Genomic DNA, 20,112 nt, shown 5'->3' with positions numbered 1-20,112 from the left:
GCGATTTAGCACAGAAAACAGTAAAAGAGTCGTGGATAAAGGGGGATGGGGTTAAGAGGGGGATTCCTCTTTTGCAGGCAAAGAAAAGCCCGGTGGCGCTAAGCTTACCGGGCCTACGGGTTCTGTAGCCCCGGTAAGCTTAGCGCCACCGGGGAACACAGACGACACCTGCAATTAAATGTCGATATTCGCTGCTTTCAATGCGTTCTCTTCGATGAAGGCGCGGCGCGGTTCAACGGCGTCGCCCATCAGGGTCGTGAACAGCTGGTCAGCAGCAATCGCATCTTTCACGGTGACGCGCAGCATACGGCGGCTTTCCGGGTCCATCGTCGTTTCCCACAGCTGATCCGGGTTCATTTCGCCCAGACCTTTATAACGCTGAATGGAGAGGCCACGACGGGACTCTTTCACCAGCCAGTCCAGCGCCTGCTCGAAGCTGGCAACTGGCTGACGGCGTTCGCCACGTTCGATGAACGCGTCTTCTTCGATCAGACCGCGCAGTTTCTCGCCCAGGGTGCACAGACGACGGTATTCACCGCCGGTCACAAACTCGTGATCCAGCGGATAGTCGGTGTCTACGCCGTGAGTACGCACACGGATAATCGGCTCAAACAGATGCTGCTCAGCGTTCTCGCGAACGTCGAACTGCCACATGCTGCCGTGCTGCTCGCTTTCGTTCAGCTCGGTCACCAGTGCGTTCACCCAACGGGTTACAGTCTGCTCATCGCTCAGATCAGCTTCAGCCAGCGTCGGCTGATAAACCAGCTCTTTCAGCAGCGTGCGCGGGAAGCGACGCTCCATACGGCCAATCATTTTCTGCGTTGCGTTGTACTCAGAGACCAGTTTTTCCAGTGGCTCACCCGCCACAGCCGGAGCGTGGGCATTGGCATGCAGGGTCGCGCCATCCAGAGCGATAGAAATCTGGTACTGATCCATCGCTTCGTCGTCTTTAATGTACTGTTCCTGCTTGCCTTTCTTCACTTTGTACAGCGGTGGCTGTGCAATGTAGATATGGCCGCGTTCAACGATTTCTGGCATCTGACGGTAGAAGAAGGTCAGCAGCAGAGTACGGATGTGTGAACCATCGACGTCCGCATCGGTCATGATGATGATGCTGTGATAGCGCAGTTTGTCCGGGTTGTACTCGTCGCGACCGATACCGCAACCGAGCGCAGTGATAAGCGTCGCCACTTCCTGAGAAGAGAGCATCTTGTCGAAGCGCGCTTTCTCAACGTTAAGGATTTTACCTTTCAGTGGCAGAATCGCCTGGTTCTTACGGTTACGGCCCTGCTTGGCAGATCCGCCCGCAGAGTCCCCTTCCACCAGGTACAGTTCAGAGCGAGCCGGATCGCGTTCCTGGCAGTCCGCCAGTTTGCCTGGCAGACCAGCCAGATCCAGCGCACCTTTACGACGGGTCATTTCACGGGCTTTACGCGCCGCTTCGCGAGCACGTGCCGCATCGATAATTTTGCCGACGACGATTTTCGCGTCTGACGGGTTTTCCAACAGGTATTCGCTCAGCAGTTCGTTCATCTGCTGCTCAACTGCTGTTTTCACCTCGGAAGAGACCAGTTTGTCTTTGGTCTGAGAGGAGAATTTCGGGTCCGGTACTTTCACGGAAACCACAGCAATCAGGCCTTCACGGGCATCGTCACCGGTGGCGCTGACTTTCGCTTTTTTGCTGTAGCCTTCTTTATCCATGTAGGCGTTCAGGGTACGGGTCATCGCCGTACGGAAGCCGACCAGGTGGGTACCACCATCACGCTGTGGAATGTTGTTGGTGAAGCAGTAGATGTTTTCCTGGAAACCATCGTTCCATTGCAGCGCGACTTCAACACCGATACCGTCTTTTTCGGTGGAGAAGTAGAAGATATTCGGGTGGATCGGGGTTTTGTTTTTGTTGAGGTACTCAACAAACGCTTTGATGCCACCTTCGTAGTGGAAATGATCTTCTTTACCGTCGCGCTTGTCGCGCAGGCGGATGGATACACCAGAGTTCAGGAACGACAGCTCGCGCAGGCGTTTCGCCAGAATGTCGTATTCGAATTCAACCACGTTAGAGAACGTTTCGTGGCTCGGCCAGAAACGCACGGTGGTCCCGGTCTTTTCAGTTTCGCCAGTCACAGCCAGCGGGGCCTGAGGCACGCCGTGAGTGTAAATCTGGTTATGAATTTTGCCTTCGCGATAGATGACCAGCTCCAGCTTCTGCGACAGGGCGTTCACCACAGAAACACCTACGCCGTGCAGGCCGCCGGACACTTTATAAGAGTTATCATCGAATTTACCGCCTGCGTGCAGGACGGTCATGATCACTTCCGCAGCGGAGACACCCTCTTCCGGGTGAATGCCGGTCGGAATACCACGGCCATCATCCTGTACGGAAACGGAGTTATCGCCGTGGATGGTGACGATAATATCTTTACAGTGACCCGCGAGCGCTTCGTCAATAGCGTTATCCACGACCTCGAATACCATGTGGTGCAGACCGGTGCCGTCATCGGTATCGCCGATATACATACCTGGGCGCTTACGCACCGCATCCAGCCCTTTCAGGACTTTGATACTGGAGGAGTCATAAGAATTCGACATCAACGTTTCTCGCTCATTTAAACTTGGGTTAATCCGTTATTTTACCCTTTTCCACGGTGAACATCTTCGAATTTTTGTCCGACATGTCCATCACGTGCTCAGCGCTAATGGCGCTGACGAAAACCTGCGACTGCGTGGCTTTTAAGCGGCTGGCAAGCAGCGCGCGCCGCGCGTCGTCGAGTTCCGAGGCAAAATCATCTAGTAGATACAGGCAACGTCGCCCACTCTCGCGAGTTAAAAATTCACCCTGTGCCAGGCGCAGGGCGCACATCAGCAGCTTAAGCTGCCCGCGCGACAGAGTATCTTCCACCGGCGCACCGTCGGCACGAATGCGGAAATCCGCTTTGTGCGGGCCGTGCGCGGTGTAGGTCAACATGCGATCGCGCTCGAAGCTTCTCTCCAGCACGTCGGCATATTCCGTCTCTTTCTCCCAGCCGCGCTGAAAAGAGAAGGTCAGAGAAAACTCAGGCAAAAACTGTTTGCAGGTATCCGCCATATCTGCGGCGATACCGGCGCTGTATTCGGCACGCCAGCGGCTGATTTGTTCCGCAAGCGGAATCAATTCCATATCCCACGGACGCAACTGGGCATAGCGAGTCACCTGACGCAGCGCGGCGTTGCGCTGTTTGAGCAGCCGTTTCAGGTTGCTCCATGCGGTAAAGAAGCCCGCTTCGTTGTGAAAGCATCCCCAGTCGAGGAAGGCTCTGCGGTATTTGGGGCCGCCGTTGAGCAGCGTAAACCCCTCCGGCGTAATCAGCTGCATCGGCATCAACAGCGCCAGTTCAGCCACTTTATGGCCGTCGGTGCCGTCGATGCGCACTTTGCTGTCGCCCAGCTTGTCTTTCGTCAGGCCAATCGAGGTTTCACGCTCGCTGCCCTGAAGCCGACCGTGCAGGACAAAAGCATCTTGTTCGTGGCGGATAACGCGACCAATCTGCAGGCTACGAAACGCGCGGCCGTGGCCGAGCGTGTAGATGGCTTCCAGGACGCTGGTTTTGCCGCTGCCGTTAGCGCCAACCAGGAAATTAAAGCCGGGGGAGAGAGCGAGATCCGCGCTTTCAATATTGCGAAAGTCGCGGATCAGCAAGCGGGTGAGCGACATTACAGTCTCATTGGCATGACAACATAAGCCGCGCTTTGGCTGGCAGCATCTTCAATCTGTACGCTGGAAACGGAATCGGTCAGCAGAATGCGTACGTTTTCGCATTTCAGTGCATTGAGCACGTCCAGCACGTAGCTAACGTTAAAGCCGATTTCCATTTCAGTACCGGCGTAGGTGACGTCCAGAATTTCTTCTGCCTCTTCCTGCTCCGGGTTATTGGCGGTGATTTTGATCTGATTTTCACTCACGTACAGACGCACGCCACGGAACTTCTCGTTAGAGAGGATCGCTGCACGGGCAAATGCCTGCTTGAGGATATCGCAGCCCGCTTCCAGCGTTTTGTCCGGGTTCTTCGGCAATACGCGACGATAATCCGGGAAACGACCATCAACCAGCTTCGAGGTGAAGATAAAATCACCCACGTGAGCGCGAATGTTGTTGCTGCCGATCTGCACGCGCAGCGGGTTTTCACCACCGTCGAGCATTCGCATCAATTCAATCACGCCTTTACGCGGTACGATCACCGAATGGTTTGGCAGCGTCACGCCAATCGGCATGGAACAGACGGCCAGACGGTGGCCGTCTGTCGCCACGGTACGCAGCTCTTCACCTTCGGTTTCGAACAGCATGCCGTTTAAGTAATAGCGAACGTCCTGATGCGCCATCGAAAACTGGGTGGCTTCAATCAGGCGTTTCATCGTCGCCTGCGGCAGGGTGAATTCAACTTCACTCTGCCAGTCGTCCAGGTTCGGGAAGTCGGCAGCAGGCAGCGTTGAGAGCGAGAAACGGCTGCGCCCAGAACGCACCAGAATACGGTCGCCTTCCAGCTGAACAGCTATTTCTGCGCCTTCCGGCAGCCCACGACAAATATCAAAGAACTTCCGCGCCGGAACCGTGGTTGCCCCCGCATCATGCGGTTGCGAAAGTGTCACGCGCGCGACCATTTCCATTTCGAGGTCTGTTCCGGTCAGCGACAGCGTACCGTCAGCAACCTGAAGCAGCAGGTTTCCAAGAATAGGCAGTGTCGGGCGGCCACCTAATGGGCCACTCACCTGTTGCAGCGGTTTTAATAAATGTTCACGTTCAACGGTAAATTTCATAGCATCACGATGATAATGTTCTGATTAAATTGGAGAAATCTTCTTTTATGTCGTGGCTTTCTTCACGTAACTGCTCAATCTTACGACAAGCGTGCAGCACGGTCGTATGGTCACGGCCACCAAACGCATCACCGATTTCCGGCAGACTGTGGTTGGTTAATTCCTTCGCCAGCGCCATCGCCATCTGACGCGGCCTCGCTACTGAGCGGGAACGACGTTTAGACAACAAATCAGCCACTTTGATTTTGTAGTACTCAGCCACGGTCTTCTGAATATTGTCGATCGTGACCAATTTTTCCTGCAGCGCCAGCAAATCGCGCAGCGCTTCACGCACAAAATCGATGGTAATCGCCCGGCCAGTAAAGTTGGCGTTGGCAATCACACGGTTCAGTGCGCCTTCGAGTTCACGCACGTTTGAGCGTAGACGCTTGGCGATAAAGAACGCTACTTCACCCGGCAGGCGAATGTCGTTCTCATCGGCTTTCTTCATCAGGATCGCGACGCGGGTTTCCAGCTCCGGTGGCTCGATCGCTACGGTCAGACCCCAGCCGAAGCGAGATTTCAAACGATCCTCAACACCATTGATCTCTTTCGGGTAACGATCCGAGGTCAAAATGATCTGTTGATTACCTTCCAGAAGGGCGTTGAAGGTGTGGAAAAATTCTTCCTGGGATCGTTCTTTATTAGCAAAGAACTGGATGTCATCGATCAGCAGCGCATCAACGGAACGGTAGTAGCGTTTAAACTCTTCGATCGCGTTGTTTTGCAGGGCTTTTACCATGTCCTGAACGAAGCGCTCGGAGTGCATATACACCACTTTCGCATTGGGCTTGCGTGCCACAATGCCGTTACCCACCGCGTGCAACAGGTGAGTTTTACCCAGACCGGTGCCGCCATACAGAAACAGCGGATTGTAGGCTCCACCTGGGTTATCAGCCACCTGGCGGGCCGCAGCACGGGCCAGCTGGTTTGATTTACCTTCAACGAAGTTATCGAAGGTGTGTTTGACGTTTACGTTAGAGCGATAGGTCGGTTCAGCCGGAGCCGGAACGTTGTCCCAGCCAGAACGAGCGGGCTGAATAATACGCGGTGTCGGGACGTGAATCTGGGCCGGAGCCGCCACGTTTACCGTCTCTCTGACGGTTTGCGTAACCGGTTTGGTACCGACTTCAAAACGCAGCTGCGGGGCATCAGTGCCGCAGAAATCATTAAGCAATCCATTGATATTATTTAGGTATTTATCCCTTACCCAATCGAGCACGAAACGGTTTGGCGCATACAAAGCCAGCGTGTTATCGCTCAGTTCCGCCTGCAAGGGGCGGATCCACATACTGAATTCTGTGGCTGGTAACTCATCCTGCAATCGGGCAAGACACTGCTGCCAAAGCGAAAGTGACACGGCGGACTCCACTCGAACAATAAAAGAAAGATACTGAATATTCGTGATTGTTGGCACACGTCGACAAGACCCTGTGCAAAGGGTGACGTGCGAATTGCTATCTGCAATTTTATCTGACCAGACCCCTTTGGATCCCGATCAGGACCGCGGATCATAGCCTAAACTGCGTCAGAGATCTTCTGTTTCTCACAGATTCTTCCCGATTTATCCACAGGAAGATCCGAAACCGGGTAAGTGTAATCGATCCTGAAGGGAGTGCCCCACGATTTAGCCCGCATATTGGAAAAATTAATGAGCACAGACAATTTTTTGCTTAAATGATCTAATGAAGATCCTGGACGATCCTTGCGCTTTGGTTGGGAGGTCGTATAATCCTCCCCCCTGCGCGTGACGCTCGACTTCCGCGCAGAACGCTGCTCATTTTCCACGCAAAAACGTGCGGAAATACGCGGGAAATAAGGAAAGAGAATTGACTCCGGAGTGTACAATTATTACAATCCGGCCTCTTTAATCACCCTCGCTGAGGCGTTAGTCGTTCGATAATCGTTCGGGTATACGCGCAAGTCAGTGAATTTATTCAAGTTTAGGTAGAAATCGCCATGAAACGCACTTTTCAACCGTCTGTACTGAAGCGCAACCGTTCTCACGGCTTCCGTGCTCGTATGGCTAATAAAAATGGTCGTCAGGTTCTGGCACGTCGTCGTGCTAAAGGCCGTTCTCGTCTGACCGTTTCCAAGTAATAAAGCTAACCCCTGGTGGTTAAGCTAGCATTTCCCAGGGAGTTACGTTTGTTAACTCCCACTCATTTCACTTTCGTCTTCCAGCAGCCACAACGGGCTGGCACGCCGCAAATCACCATCCTCGGCCGCCAAAATTCGCTGGGGCATCCCCGCATCGGTCTAACTGTCGCCAAGAAAAACGTTAAGCGTGCGCATGAACGCAATCGGATTAAACGTCTGACGCGTGAAAGCTTCCGTTTACGTCAACATGAACTGCCTTCAATGGATTTCGTGGTGGTGGCTAAAAAAGGGGTTGCCGACCTCGATAACCGTGCTCTCTCGGAAGCGTTGGAAAAACTATGGCGCCGCCATTGTCGCCTGGCTCAAGGGTCCTGATAGCCTGTATTCGGGTCTATCAGCGCCTGATCAGTCCGCTGCTCGGGCCGCATTGTCGTTTCACTCCAACCTGTTCCAGCTACGGAATTGAGGCATTGCGCAGGTTTGGAATGATAAAAGGCAGTTGGTTGACGGTGAAACGCGTATTAAAATGCCACCCTTTACACCCTGGTGGTGACGACCCCGTCCCACCCGGACCATTTGATACCAGAGAACACTAACGATGGATTCGCAACGCAATCTTTTAGTCATCGCTTTGTTGTTCGTGTCTTTCATGATCTGGCAGGCATGGGAGCAGGATAAAAATCCTCAACCCCAGCCGCAACAGACCACGCAGACAACGACCACCGCAGCGGGTAGCGCCGCCGACCAGGGCGTACCGGCCAGTGGCCAAGGGAAGCAGATTACGGTGAAAACCGATGTGCTGGAGCTGACTATCAACACCCGTGGTGGCGATATTGAGCAAGCACTGCTGCTGACTTACCCGAAAGAGCTGAAGTCAAACGAGCCGTTCCAGTTACTGGAAACGACGCCTGAGTTCCTGTATCAGGCTCAGAGCGGCCTGACCGGTCGTGATGGCCCGGATAACCCGGCTAATGGCGCTCGCCCACTGTATAACGTCGAGAGTGACACCTTTGTACTGGCTGATGGCCAGAACGAACTCGCGATCCCGATGACTTACACTGACTCTGCGGGCAACACCTTCACCAAAACCTTCACCCTGAAACGCGGTGAGTATGCGGTGAATGTGGGCTACAACGTACAGAACGCCGGTGAGAAACCACTGGAAGTTTCAACGTTTGGCCAGCTGAAGCAGTCCATCAATCTGCCGACGCATCGCGACACCGGAAGCAGCAACTTTGCGCTGCACACCTTCCGTGGCGCGGCGTACTCCACGCCAGATGCTAAGTACGAAAAATACAAATTCGATACCATCGCGGATAACGAAAACCTGAACGTCAGTGCTAAAGGCGGTTGGGTTGCGATGTTGCAACAGTATTTCGCAACAGCGTGGGTGCCGAATAATAACGGTACCAACAACTTCTATACCGCGAATCTGGGTAATGGCATTGCCGCCATCGGCTATAAATCCCAGCCGGTTCTGGTACAGCCTGGTCAAAACGCTCAGCTAGCCAGCACCCTGTGGGTCGGTCCTGAAATTCAGGACAAAATGGCTGCTGTGGCACCGCACCTGGATCTGACCGTAGATTACGGTTGGTTGTGGTTCATCTCTCAGCCGCTGTTCAAGCTGCTGAAGTTTATCCACAGCTTCCTGGGTAACTGGGGCTTCTCTATCATCGTTATCACCTTCATCGTTCGTGGCATCATGTACCCGCTGACCAAAGCGCAGTACACCTCCATGGCGAAGATGCGTATGCTGCAGCCAAAAATTGCAGCGATGCGTGAGCGTCTGGGCGATGATAAACAGCGTCAGAGCCAGGAAATGATGGCCCTGTATAAAGCAGAGAAAGTGAACCCACTGGGTGGTTGCTTCCCACTGCTGATTCAGATGCCAATCTTCCTTGCGCTGTACTACATGCTGATGGGTTCCGTTGAGCTGCGCCATGCGCCATTCGCTCTGTGGATCCATGACTTGTCTGCACAGGACCCGTACTACATCCTGCCGATCCTGATGGGCGTGACGATGTTCTTCATTCAGAAGATGTCTCCGACCACCGTGACCGACCCGATGCAGCAGAAGATCATGACCTTCATGCCGGTCATCTTCACCGTGTTCTTCCTGTGGTTCCCGTCAGGTCTGGTGCTGTACTATATCGTCAGCAACCTGGTGACCATCATCCAGCAGCAGCTGATCTACCGTGGTCTGGAAAAACGTGGCCTGCATAGCCGCGAAAAGAAAAAATCCTGATTCGGTTGAAGCCGGGTAAGCGAAGCGCCACCCGGCGGAAGGAACAGTAAAAAAAGGGCGGTCATCTGACCGCCTTTTTACATTTTAAAAAGAGACATTCCATGAGCCATAACGACACTATCGTCGCCCAGGCAACCCCACCGGGACGCGGTGGTGTAGGCATTCTGCGTATCTCCGGCCTCAAGGCGCGCGAGGTGGCAGAAGCCGTGCTGGGCAAACTGCCAAAACCGCGCTACGCCGACTATCTGCCGTTTAAAGATGCAGACGGCACCGCGCTGGATCAGGGCATCGCGCTCTGGTTCCCTGGCCCGAACTCCTTTACCGGCGAAGACGTGCTTGAACTACAGGGCCACGGCGGCCCGGTTATTCTTGATCTGCTGTTAAAACGTATTTTAACCTTGCCGGGGCTGCGCATTGCGAAGCCGGGCGAGTTCTCCGAGCGTGCATTCCTCAACGACAAGCTCGACCTGGCGCAAGCTGAAGCCATCGCCGACCTGATCGATGCCAGCTCCGAACAGGCGGCGCGATCCGCCCTGAACTCACTGCAGGGTGCATTTTCCGCGCGCGTGAATCATCTTGTGGAAGCACTCACTCACCTGCGCATCTACGTCGAAGCGGCTATCGACTTCCCTGATGAAGAGATCGACTTCCTCTCTGATGGCAAAATCGAAGCGCAGCTCAACAGCGTGATGTCCGATCTCGACGCCGTGCGCGCCGAAGCGCGCCAGGGTAGCCTGCTGCGCGAAGGGATGAAGGTAGTTATCGCCGGTCGTCCAAACGCCGGGAAATCGAGTCTGCTGAACGCCCTCGCAGGCCGCGAAGCGGCGATCGTGACCGATATCGCCGGGACTACCCGCGACGTGCTGCGTGAACACATTCACATCGACGGAATGCCGCTGCACATCATCGACACCGCCGGTCTACGCGACGCCAGCGACGAAGTCGAACGCATCGGTATCGAACGCGCGTGGCAGGAGATCGAGCAGGCCGACCGCGTGCTGTTTATGGTCGACGGCACCACCACCGACGCGGTCGATCCCGCAGAAATCTGGCCGGACTTTATCGCTCGTCTGCCCGCTAAACTGCCGATCACTGTGGTGCGTAACAAAGCCGATAAAACAGGCGAAACGCTGGGCCTGAGCGATGTGAACGGTCACTCACTCATCCGTCTGTCGGCACGTACCGGCGAAGGCGTGGATGACCTGCGTAACCATCTCAAACAGAGCATGGGCTTTGATACGAGCATGGAAGGCGGCTTCCTGGCACGCCGTCGCCATCTGCAGGCGCTGGAACAGGCCGCGAATCACCTCGATCAGGGCAAAGCGCAGCTGCTTGGTGCCTGGGCCGGTGAATTACTGGCGGAGGAACTGCGTTTGGCGCAGCAAAGCCTGAGCGAAATCACCGGCGAATTTACCTCCGACGATTTGCTGGGCCGCATTTTCTCGAGCTTCTGTATCGGGAAATAACTCCGCTTCTACCGAATAGTGATTTCCTCACAGGAAATCACTATTGTCCAAATGGCAACTCGCTTCTTCCCCATTCTCCCTCTATGCTTCCAGCCTGCATTCATGGGGGGTTTATGGCGCGTTTTCTGTTCTGTAGTTTTGCACTGGTTCTGCTTTATCCATCGGGCATTGATATGTATCTGGTCGGTTTGCCGCACATCGCGCGCGATCTGAATGCCAGCGAGGCACAGCTACACATTGCGTTTTCCGCTTATCTGGCGGGTATGGCATCGTCGATGGTGTTTGCCGGTAAAGTGGCTGACAAAGCCGGAAGACAGCCGGTGGCGATTACCGGTGCAGTGATCTTCGCCCTGGCCTCTGTGCTGTGTTCTATGGCGCAGGACAGTACGCTGTTCCTGACAGGACGCTTCATCCAGGGCATTGGCGCGGGTGGCTGTTACGTGGTGGCGTTTGCCATTCTGCGCGATACCCTCAGCGCTCAGCGCCGCGCAAAAGTGCTCTCCATGCTCAACGGCATCACTTGTATCATCCCGGTGCTGGCTCCGGTGATCGGTTATCTGATTATGCTCAAACTGCCGTGGCAGAGCCTGTTCTGGACGATGGCGGCGATGGGCCTGTTGGTCTTTATCCTTTCCATCACCGTGCTAAAAGAGACACATCCTGGCTCGCATAATGCAGGCAATACCGCGACAATTCAGCCCACAGAAAAGCTCCTGAACCGCTTTTTTATCAGCCGTCTGCTGATTACCACACTGAGCGTGGTCGTCATTCTTACCTATGTAAACGTTTCCCCAGTCTTATTGATGGAAACGATGGGTTTTGATCGCGGGGAGTACTCTACGGTGATGGCGTTGACCGCAATGGTGAGCATGGCGGTGTCGTTCTCAACGCCGTTTGCCCTGAACGTTTTCAGCCAGCGCACGCTAATGATGACCTCGCAAATCCTGTTCCTGATTGCTGGCATAGTGCTGGCGACAGCGAGTTCGCACGCCATAATGCTGGCGGGTATCACCCTGATTTGCGCGGGATTCTCGGTAGGTTTTGGCGTGGCGATGAGCCAGGCCCTGGGGCCGTTCTCACTGCGCGCCGGTGTCGCCAGCTCGGCGCTAGGCATTGCTCAGGTATGTGGCTCGTCTCTGTGGATTTGGCTGGCGGCGGTGATCGGTCTTAATGCGCTGAATATGCTGATCGGGATACTGATTGGCTGTAGCATGGTCTGCATCCTGTTAATCATGGCGATACAGCCCGCAGCGCACTATGAAGAAGCCCATCAGCAGCCTCGACCTTAACCTGTTACTGTGCCTGCAGCTGTTGCTGCAGGAACGCAGCGTCACCAAAGCCGCAAAACGCATGAACGTCACGCCGTCAGCGGTGAGTAAATCGCTGGCGAAACTGCGCGACTGGTTTGACGATCCGCTGTTTGTGAAAACGCCGCTGGGCCTGCTGCCGACACCGCTGACGGTGAGCCTTGAGCAAGATCTGACGGACTGGATGCAAATCGGCAATCAGATCCTCGACAAGCCCCATCACGATTCGCCGAGCGGACTGAAATTCGAAATGGCAGCGGAAACACCGCTAATGCTGATCCGTTTTAATGCCCTGCTTGAGCAGGTGAATCAGCGCTACCCGCAGGCGACCGTGCGGATGCGGCACTGGGATTACGACTCGCTGGATGCCATTACACGCGGCGAGGTCGATCTCGGCTTTACCGGGCGTGAAACGCATCCGCGCTCGCGCGAATTGCTAAAGCTTCTGCCGTGGTTTATCGACCACGAAATCCTGTTCAGCGACAGACCTTGCGTCTATCTGCGCGAGGATCATCCGGCGCTCCAGGAAGAGTGGAATCTCGACACCTTTTTGCGCTATCCCCACATCAGCATCTTCTGGGAACGCAGCGACACATGGGCGCTGGACGAGGTGCTAAGAGAGATGGGCCGCGAGCGCAACATTGCCCTGAGCCTGCCAGGCTTTGAGCAGTCGATGTTTATGGCGGCGCAGCCTGGCCATAACTATATCGCCACCGCGCCTCACTATTGCCATCACTATAATCAGCTCCACCAGCGCAAGCTGGTCAGTCGTCCGATTCCGATTGACGAAGCGCTCGCCGAAAAACTCAATGTTCCCTTTACGCTGATCTGGCATAAACGGAACAGCCACAACCCGAAAATTATCTGGCTGAAAGAGACGATTAAGGCGTTGTACTGCGATTCTCTGCGTCAGAGATCCGATTTTTCCCTCTAAAAATGTAAAGTTCGGTCCCCAGGCTTCTCATAACGGGATTTACCGATTAAAACAGATGCGAAGTTAAGCGATAATCATGTAACCGTTTAACCTGTCACTGACCATTATCATGGAGCGAAAAATGGCAACGCATTTTGCAAGAGGACTTCTGACCGAAGGACGCCTGGTGTCAGTCAGACTCTCCTCATCCTGTCACAAAGAAGCACACAAGCTCCCGGAGCACCGACGCTCGCGATTTCTGGCTTCACGGGCGTTACTCGCTGAGCTGTTATTCATGCTGTACGGCACGAGCGAGCTTCCGGAGATGATCACCCAGCCCGAAGGCCGCCCGGTTTTTGCCGATCCTGAACTGCCGCGTTTTTCCATCGCCTATACGGGGAATATCGTTGGCGTGGCACTCACAACCGAAGGCGATTGCGGACTGGATATGGAACTCCAGCGCGCCACTCGCGGCTTCCACGGACCCAACGCCCACGACGCTTATCCGTTATCGAGCAATGAAAATCTGTGGGTGCGTAATCAAAACGATCCCAACGAAGCTAAAGCTCAGCTCATTACCCTACGTCAAAGTATTCAAAAGCTCTCAGGCTGCGCGGTGGACGATGCCAGACTGTTACAGCTATTGCCCGGCTCAGGCCGCCTGCGGGCGACCAAAGCGGCGCGCGTTGAAGCCCTCAGCGACGCCGAAGACGTGCTTATTTGGTCGATTGCCGTCACGCCCGCCATTGAACGCCTGAAAATCTGGGAATTTGACAGCCGCGACGGATGGCGTAGCCTTCCTGATGTTCCCGCGCGTGCTAACGAACCCGCCGCACGTCTGATGAGATTAACCAGTTTACCGGCAGAAAAAGCTCTTACCTTTAACTGACCCGCTCATGGGCCATCATGATGAAAAAGGAGTAATCATGTCTGATACGTTGAAAGTTGTTACGTTACTGGGAAGCCTGCGCAAAGGTTCATTTAACGGGATGGTTGCCCGCACGCTGCCAAAACTGGCCCCCGCTGGAATGGCTGTCTCCGCGCTGCCATCAATTGGTGATATTCCGCTGTACGACGCCGATGTTCAGCAGGAACAGGGTTTTCCGCAAAGCGTGGAAGCGCTTGCAGAGCAGATTCGTCAGGCCGATGGCGTCGTGATTGTCACGCCTGAATATAACTACTCGGTACCGGGTGGGCTGAAGAATGCGATCGACTGGCTTTCCCGCTTGCCGGAGCAGCCACTTTCCGGCAAGCCGGTGCTAATTCAGACAAGTTCGATGGGCGCAATTGGTGGCGCACGCTGCCAGTATCATCTGCGTCAGATTCTGGTGTTCCTGGATGCGATGGTGATGAACAAGCCGGAGTTTATGGGCGGCGTGATTCAGAACAAAGTTGATACGCAGACGGGTGAAGTGGTAGATCAAAGCACGCTGGATCATCTGACCGGTCAGTTGACCGCGTTTAGCGAGTATATTCAGCGGGTTAAAGCCTAATAAAAAGCCCGGTGGCGCTAACGCTTACCGGGCCTACACTCTTCTGTAGGTCAGGTAAGCGAAGCGCCACCTGACACCACAAACCGCACCTTAGTGTGCGTCGATAAACACAATCTTCAGCACGAACAGCAGCGCCACCACGATAACGCATGGGCTCAGTTCGCGGAAACGACCGGTACCGATTTTCATCACACAGTAGGAGATAAAGCCCAGGGCGATACCTTCGGTGATCGAGAAGCTAAACGGCATCATCACGGCAGTCACAAACGCCGGAACTGCTTCAGTTAAATCTTCCCACTTCACACGCGACAGGCTCGACGTCATCAGCACGCCGACGTAGATCAGTGCGCCTGCGGCGGCGTACGGTGGAACCATCCCCGCCAGCGGAGAGAGGAAAATCACCAGCAAGAACAGCAGGCCAACGACGACAGCAGTCAGGCCGGTACGGCCACCGACGGAGACGCCGGAAGAGGACTCGATGTACGCCGTAACAGAAGAGGTGCCGATGAAAGACCCGGCTACCGAGGAAATACTGTCCACATACAGCGCCTGCTTCATGCGCGGGAATTTACCTTTCTCATCCGCCAGACCCGCTTTATCGGTCACGCCGATAAGGGTACCTGAGGAGTCGAACAGGTTTACCAGCATGAAGGAGAAAATCACACCCGCCAGGCCGAGGTTAAAGGAGCCAGCCAGATCAACATGGCCAATTACGGTGGTCACACTCGGTGGTGCAGAGACAATGCCGTTGTAATGCACGTCGCCAAGCATCCAGCCCAAAAGGGTGGTCACAATAATAGACACCAGAACTGCAGCGTGAATATTACGCGAGGCCAGAATCGCAATGATAAAGAAGCCCAGCACGCCCAGCAGTACGCTGTGAGAGGTCAGATTACCGATGCTCACCAGGGTATCCTGGTTAGGGACGATGACACCGGCGTTTTTCAGACCCATCATGCCGATGAACAGACCGATACCGCTGGTGATACCCACGCGCAGGCTCACCGGGATATTGGCAATCATCCAGTAACGCACGCGGAAAATGGTCAGCAGCAGCAGGCCGACAGCGCCCCAGAAGATAGCGCCCATTCCCACTTGCCACGGCAGGCCCATCGCCTGCACAACCACGAAGGCGAAGAAGGCGTTCAGACCCATTGCCGGTGCCAGAGCAACCGGAAGGTTGGCGAACACGCCCATCAGGATGCTGCCGAGAGCGGCGATCAGACAGGTGGTCACGAAGACGGCGCTGGTATCCATGCCAGCAACGCCCAGAATTTGCGGGTTAACAAAAACGATATAAACCATCGTCAGGAAGGTGGTAAATCCGGCGATCACTTCGGTGCGTGCCGTTGTGCCGTGCTCGCGCAGTTTAAACACGCGCTCAAGCAGACCCTGACCAGATGTCTGGGTAGTGTGTTGTTGGCTCATCATCAGTTTCCGAACAAGGAGGGAAAAATCCGTCGCTATCCTATACCAAAATGCGACAATAGGCGCGTTTGCGAGATACTTTTTTTCATTGATTTTGCTTATACGGCAACGATTGCGTCTCGCAAAACTGCATTACGTAAACGTTAAACTTGTTAAAAGGGAAAGGCATGTCCGGAATTGAAGCGGTATTTTTCGACTGCGACGGTACGCTGGTCGACAGTGAGGTCATTTGTTCCCGCGCGTATGTCAGCATGTTCCAGGAATTTGGCATTACGCTCGATCTCGAAGAGACATTTAAACGCTTCAAGGGCGTCAAACTGTACGAGATCATCGACATTATCAACGCTGAGCACGGCGTCAGTCTGGCGAAAGCCGACTTAGAACCGGTTTACCGCGCCGAGGTCGCACGCCTTTTCGACTCGGAACTGGAAGTGATTGCCGGAGCGAATGCGCTGCTCGATGCAATGACGGTGCCGATGTGCGTGGTGTCTAACGGCCCGGTCAGCAAAATGCAGCACTCTCTCGGCAAGCTTGAAATGTTGCACCATTTCCCGGAAAAACTGTTCAGCGGCTACGATATCCAGCGCTGGAAGCCCGATCCGGCCCTGATGTTCCACGCCGCAAAAGCGATGAACGTGAACGTTGAGAACTGCATTCTGGTGGATGATTCCAGCGCAGGCGCGCAGTCAGGGATTGATGCGGGGATGGAGGTGTTTTACTTCTGCGCCGATCCGCATAACAAGCCGATTAGCCATCCGAAAGTGACAACCTTTACCGATCTGGCGCAGTTGCCGGAGCTGTGGAAGGCGCGCGGGTGGGATATTACGCGTTAATGAAAAAAGCCGGATGGCGCTAGCGCTTATCCGGCCTACAAGTCCCGTAGGGCGGGTAAGCGAAGCGCCACCCGCCAAAAAGATCACTCTTTCGGGTCTTTACCCGCCAGCAGCTTATCCAGCTCATCCCCGCCCACGTGACGGAAATCTTGTCCTTTCACGAAGTAGAAGATGTATTCACAAATGTTCTGGCAGCGGTCGCCGATACGCTCGATAGAACGCGCGCAGAACAGCGCGGTCAGCACGCTTGGAATGGTGCGTGGATCTTCCATCATGTACGTCATCAGCTGACGCACGATGCCTTCATATTCCTGGTCGACCTTCTTGTCTTCACGGTAAATACGTACCGCTTCATCCAGATCCATACGCGCGAACGCATCCAGCACATCATGCAGCATCTGCACCGTATGACGGCCCAGGGATTCCAGGCTGACCAGCAGCGGCTGGTGCTGGTGGGAGAATTTCTCCAGCGCGGTGCGGCAGATTTTATCCGCCACGTCGCCAATACGTTCCAGCTCAGCGATGGTTTTGATGATCGCCATCACCAGACGCAGGTCGCTCGCCGTCGGCTGACGTTTAGCGATGATGCGCACGCAGGCTTCGTCGATCGCCACTTCCATCATGTTGACGTTTTTGTCGCCTTCGACAACGCGCTTCGCCAGCTCGCTGTCCTGGTTGTGCATGGCGGTGATCGCATCAGAAAGCTGCTGCTCGACCATGCCACCCATCGTCATCACCTGGGTGCGGATACTTTCCAGCTCTGCGTTGAACTGGCCGGAAATGTGTTTGTTAAGATTGAGATTGTCCATGATTCACTCCAAATCAACCGTAGCGGCCAGTAATATAATCTTCGGTTTGTTTCTTCGCGGGCCTGGTGAACAGAGCATCTGTGTCACTAAACTCAATCAACTCGCCCAGGTACATAAACGCCGTATGGTCGGAACAACGCGCAGCCTGCTGCATGTTGTGGGTCACGATCACCACGGTGTAATCCTGTTTCAGCTCGGTGATCAGCTCTTCGATACGACCGGTGGAGATCGGGTCGAGGGCCGAGCACGGCTCATCCAGCAGCAACACTTCCGGGCGAATGGCGATACCGCGCGCAATGCACAGACGCTGCTGCTGACCACCGGAGAGAGAGTATCCGCTCTGGTGCAGTTTATCTTTGGTTTCGTTCCATAATGCGGCCTTGGTCAAGGCCCACTGCACGCGCTCATCCATATCAGCACGCGAGAGCTTTTCGAACAGACGTACGCCAAAGGCGATGTTGTCGTAGATCGACATCGGGAACGGCGTCGGTTTCTGGAACACCATCCCCACTTTGGCACGCAGCAGGGCGATGTCCTGGGTATTGGTCAGAATATTGTCGCCATCCAGCAGAATTTCGCCTTCCGCGCGCTGCTCAGGATACAGTTCAAACATCTTGTTAAAGGTGCGCAGCAGGGTGGATTTCCCACAGCCTGATGGACCGATAAATGCCGTGACCTGGTTTTTGGCGATATCCAGGTTGATGTTTTTCAGGGCATGGAATTTACCGTAGTAGAAGTTCAAATCACGAACCTTAATCTTACCCGGTGCAGTATCAACCATACTCATTGACTCATTTCCTCATTCGGCGCCGCGTTATGCCGCGCCGTCAAAATTAACCGTGTTTCTGCTTCGCGAAAATGACGCGCGCCAGAATGTTCAGCAACAGTACGCAAAGGGTAATAATCAGCACCCCGGCCCAGGCCAGCTGCTGCCACTCCGCGAACGGGCTCATCGCAAATTTAAAGATGGTGACCGGCAGGTTAGCGATCGGCTGCATCATGTCCGTGCTCCAGAACTGGTTGGAGAGCGCGGTGAACAGCAGCGGCGCGGTTTCACCCGCGATACGAGCAATCGCCAGCAGGATACCGGTCATGATCCCCGACACCGACGCTTTCAGGGTGATCGCCGAAATCATCTTCCATTTCGGTGTCCCCAGCGCATAAGCCGCTTCACGCAGGCTGTCCGGCACCAGTTTAAGCATGTTCTCGGTGGTACGAATCACGATAGGCACCTGCAGCAGCGCCAGCGCAATCACGCCCGCCCAGCCGGAGAAGTGTTCCATCTGTGCGACCACGATGGTGTAAACGAACAAACCGACCACGATAGACGGCGCAGAAAGCAGGATATCGTTGATGAAACGAATCACTTCTGCGACCCAGGATTTACGGCCATATTCCGCCAGATAAATCCCCGCCATGATGCCGAGCGGCGTACCGACAGCGGTCGCCCACAGGATCAGTAATCCGCTACCCGCCAGGGCGTTCGCAAGACCACCACCAGCGGTATTCGGCGGCGGAGTCATTTCGGTGAACAGCGCAATCGACATACCGTCGATGCCGCGCGTCACGGTAGAGAACAAAATCCACACCAGCCAGAACAGACCAAACGCCATAGTCGCCATCGACAGCGTCAGCGCCAGACGGTTTTTCATACGGCGACGCGCCTGCATTTTGCGACGAGATTCAGCCAGTTGAGCGGTGGATTGCATTTCGAGCGTTGTCATTAGCGTGCCCCCTCACTTTTTGCGAGGCGCATAATCATAAACTTAGAGATCGCCAGAACAATGAAGGTGATAACAAACAGGATCAGACCCAGCTCCATCAGCGCCGCCACGTGCAGCCCTGATTCCGCTTCAGCGAACTCATTCGCCAGCGCAGAGGTGATGCTGTTGCCAGGCATGTACAGCGAGACGCTGTCGAGCTGGTAAGTGTTACCGATGATAAAGGTCACGGCCATAGTTTCACCCAGCGCGCGACCTAAGCCGAGCATTACACCGCCAATCACACCATTTTTGGTGAACGGCAGAACGATACGCCAGATAACTTCCCAGGTGGTGCAGCCGATGCCGTAGGCCGACTCTTTCATCATCACCGGAGTTTGTTCGAACACATCGCGCATAACCGCCGCAATGTACGGAATAATCATGATAGCGAGGATAACGCCTGCGGCCAGGATACCAATCCCGAACGCCGGGCCGGAGAACAGCGCGCCCACAAACGGGATATTGGAAAGAATGTTCCCCACCGGTTCCTGGAAGTAAGTCGCAAACAGTGGCGCAAAGATGAATAAGCCCCACATGCCGTAAACGATACTTGGGATTGCCGCCAGCAGTTCAATCGCGATACCCAGAGGGCGCTTCAGCCAGTTAGGTGCCAGCTCTGTCAGGAACAGGGCGATACCAAAGCTTACCGGAACCGCGATCAGCAGGGCGATGAACGAGGTCATCAGCGTGCCGTAGATCGGCACCAGCGCACCGTAGATGTCGTTTGGCGCGTCCCACTCTTTGGTCCACAGGAAGGCAAAACCGAATTTCTGGATGCTCGGCCAGGAGGAGAAAATCAGTGAAACGATAATGCCGCCCAGCAGCAATAGCACAATCAGCGCAGCCAGTCTTACCAGCGCGCTGAAAATTTTGTCACCATGTTTCCCCGGAGGGCTAAAAGCAGGCTTGGTTGCAGCCATAAATC

19 protein-coding genes are annotated in these 20,112 nt (G+C 54.7%); 10 read left to right on the top strand and 9 right to left on the bottom strand.

Features of this window, described 5'->3' with window-relative positions:
* Positions 1–174 precede the first annotated feature (174 nt).
* From gyrB to dnaA, 4 genes are read right to left on the bottom strand one after another with little or no spacing between them, the layout of a single operon-like run.
* Complete coding sequence (gene gyrB / locus C3708_RS14210) at positions 175–2,589, bottom strand: DNA topoisomerase (ATP-hydrolyzing) subunit B (protein ID WP_095279985.1); 2,415 nt, start codon at positions 2,587–2,589, stop codon at positions 175–177.
* A gap of 28 nt (positions 2,590–2,617) precedes the next feature.
* Positions 2,618–3,691, bottom strand: coding sequence for a DNA replication/repair protein RecF (gene recF / locus C3708_RS14205; RefSeq protein WP_095279984.1), 1,074 nt, complete (start codon positions 3,689–3,691; stop codon positions 2,618–2,620).
* Complete coding sequence (gene dnaN, locus C3708_RS14200) at positions 3,691–4,791, bottom strand: DNA polymerase III subunit beta (RefSeq protein WP_095279983.1); 1,101 nt, start codon at positions 4,789–4,791, stop codon at positions 3,691–3,693. The genes recF and dnaN overlap by 1 nt, the downstream gene beginning before the upstream one ends.
* A gap of 4 nt (positions 4,792–4,795) precedes the next feature.
* Positions 4,796–6,190, bottom strand: coding sequence for a chromosomal replication initiator protein DnaA (gene dnaA / locus C3708_RS14195; protein ID WP_100778280.1), 1,395 nt, complete (start codon positions 6,188–6,190; stop codon positions 4,796–4,798).
* 599 nt (positions 6,191–6,789) lie between these two features.
* Between dnaA and rpmH the strand changes: the two genes are divergently transcribed.
* From rpmH to C3708_RS14145, 9 genes are all read left to right on the top strand, one after another.
* Positions 6,790–6,930, top strand: a complete 141-nt coding sequence (gene rpmH, locus C3708_RS14185) for a 50S ribosomal protein L34 (protein WP_003023858.1) — start codon at positions 6,790–6,792, stop codon at positions 6,928–6,930.
* Between the two features lie 15 nt (positions 6,931–6,945).
* Entirely contained in the window at positions 6,946–7,305 is a 360-nt protein-coding gene (gene rnpA / locus C3708_RS14180) for a ribonuclease P protein component (RefSeq protein ID WP_095284128.1), read from the top strand.
* Positions 7,269–7,526 carry a membrane protein insertion efficiency factor YidD gene (gene yidD / locus C3708_RS14175; RefSeq protein ID WP_095284126.1) on the top strand — a complete coding sequence of 86 codons (258 nt, stop codon included), beginning with the start codon at positions 7,269–7,271 and terminating at the stop codon, positions 7,524–7,526. Before rnpA ends, yidD begins: the two co-directional genes overlap by 37 nt.
* A gap of 2 nt (positions 7,527–7,528) precedes the next feature.
* Complete coding sequence (gene yidC / locus C3708_RS14170; RefSeq protein WP_095284124.1) at positions 7,529–9,175, top strand: membrane protein insertase YidC; 1,647 nt, start codon at positions 7,529–7,531, stop codon at positions 9,173–9,175.
* A 101-nt stretch (positions 9,176–9,276) separates the two neighbouring features.
* Entirely contained in the window at positions 9,277–10,641 is a 1,365-nt protein-coding gene (mnmE, locus tag C3708_RS14165) for a tRNA uridine-5-carboxymethylaminomethyl(34) synthesis GTPase MnmE (protein WP_095284122.1), read from the top strand.
* A 113-nt stretch (positions 10,642–10,754) separates the two neighbouring features.
* A complete protein-coding gene (locus C3708_RS14160) occupies positions 10,755–11,930 on the top strand; it encodes an MFS transporter (RefSeq protein WP_103950164.1) in 1,176 nt (391 codons plus the stop codon).
* Positions 11,899–12,882, top strand: a complete 984-nt coding sequence (gene yidZ, locus C3708_RS14155; RefSeq protein ID WP_103947847.1) for an HTH-type transcriptional regulator YidZ — start codon at positions 11,899–11,901, stop codon at positions 12,880–12,882. Before C3708_RS14160 ends, yidZ begins: the two co-directional genes overlap by 32 nt.
* A gap of 121 nt (positions 12,883–13,003) precedes the next feature.
* Positions 13,004–13,750 (top strand): 4'-phosphopantetheinyl transferase superfamily protein, encoded by a 747-nt coding sequence (locus C3708_RS14150; RefSeq protein ID WP_103947848.1) that lies wholly within the window; start codon positions 13,004–13,006, stop codon positions 13,748–13,750.
* Between the two features lie 37 nt (positions 13,751–13,787).
* Positions 13,788–14,354: an NADPH-dependent FMN reductase gene (locus tag C3708_RS14145; RefSeq protein WP_103950165.1), complete on the top strand. Its 567-nt coding sequence runs from the start codon at positions 13,788–13,790 to the stop codon at positions 14,352–14,354.
* A gap of 90 nt (positions 14,355–14,444) precedes the next feature.
* On the opposite strand, the gene adeP is transcribed toward C3708_RS14145, so the two are convergent.
* Complete coding sequence (adeP, locus tag C3708_RS14140; RefSeq protein WP_146052597.1) at positions 14,445–15,782, bottom strand: adenine permease AdeP; 1,338 nt, start codon at positions 15,780–15,782, stop codon at positions 14,445–14,447.
* A gap of 167 nt (positions 15,783–15,949) precedes the next feature.
* Between adeP and yieH the strand changes: the two genes are divergently transcribed.
* Positions 15,950–16,615: a 6-phosphogluconate phosphatase gene (gene yieH, locus C3708_RS14135; protein ID WP_103950166.1), complete on the top strand. Its 666-nt coding sequence runs from the start codon at positions 15,950–15,952 to the stop codon at positions 16,613–16,615.
* 83 nt (positions 16,616–16,698) lie between these two features.
* Here yieH and phoU read toward each other — a convergent pair whose 3' ends face one another.
* From phoU to pstC, 4 genes are read right to left on the bottom strand one after another with little or no spacing between them, the layout of a single operon-like run.
* Entirely contained in the window at positions 16,699–17,424 is a 726-nt protein-coding gene (gene phoU, locus C3708_RS14130; RefSeq protein ID WP_095284109.1) for a phosphate signaling complex protein PhoU, read from the bottom strand.
* Positions 17,425–17,437: 13 nt separating this feature from the next.
* The gene (gene pstB, locus C3708_RS14125; RefSeq protein WP_095284108.1) at positions 17,438–18,211 is read right to left on the bottom strand and encodes a phosphate ABC transporter ATP-binding protein PstB; all 774 of its coding nucleotides are present in this window, start codon (positions 18,209–18,211) and stop codon (positions 17,438–17,440) included.
* A gap of 46 nt (positions 18,212–18,257) precedes the next feature.
* Positions 18,258–19,148: a phosphate ABC transporter permease PstA gene (gene pstA, locus C3708_RS14120; protein WP_095284106.1), complete on the bottom strand. Its 891-nt coding sequence runs from the start codon at positions 19,146–19,148 to the stop codon at positions 18,258–18,260.
* On the bottom strand, positions 19,148–20,107 hold the full coding sequence (pstC, locus tag C3708_RS14115) for a phosphate ABC transporter permease PstC (RefSeq protein ID WP_095284105.1): 960 nt from the start codon (positions 20,105–20,107) through the stop codon (positions 19,148–19,150). Before pstC ends, pstA begins: the two co-directional genes overlap by 1 nt.
* Positions 20,108–20,112 lie beyond the last annotated feature (5 nt).

It is taken from the genome of Lelliottia sp. 7254-16, from assembly GCF_002922995.1.
Classification (GTDB): domain Bacteria; phylum Pseudomonadota; class Gammaproteobacteria; order Enterobacterales; family Enterobacteriaceae; genus Enterobacter; species Enterobacter jeotgali.
The sequence above is the reverse complement of the archived record's forward strand: the minus strand, read 5'-3'. Positions and strand labels throughout refer to the sequence as shown.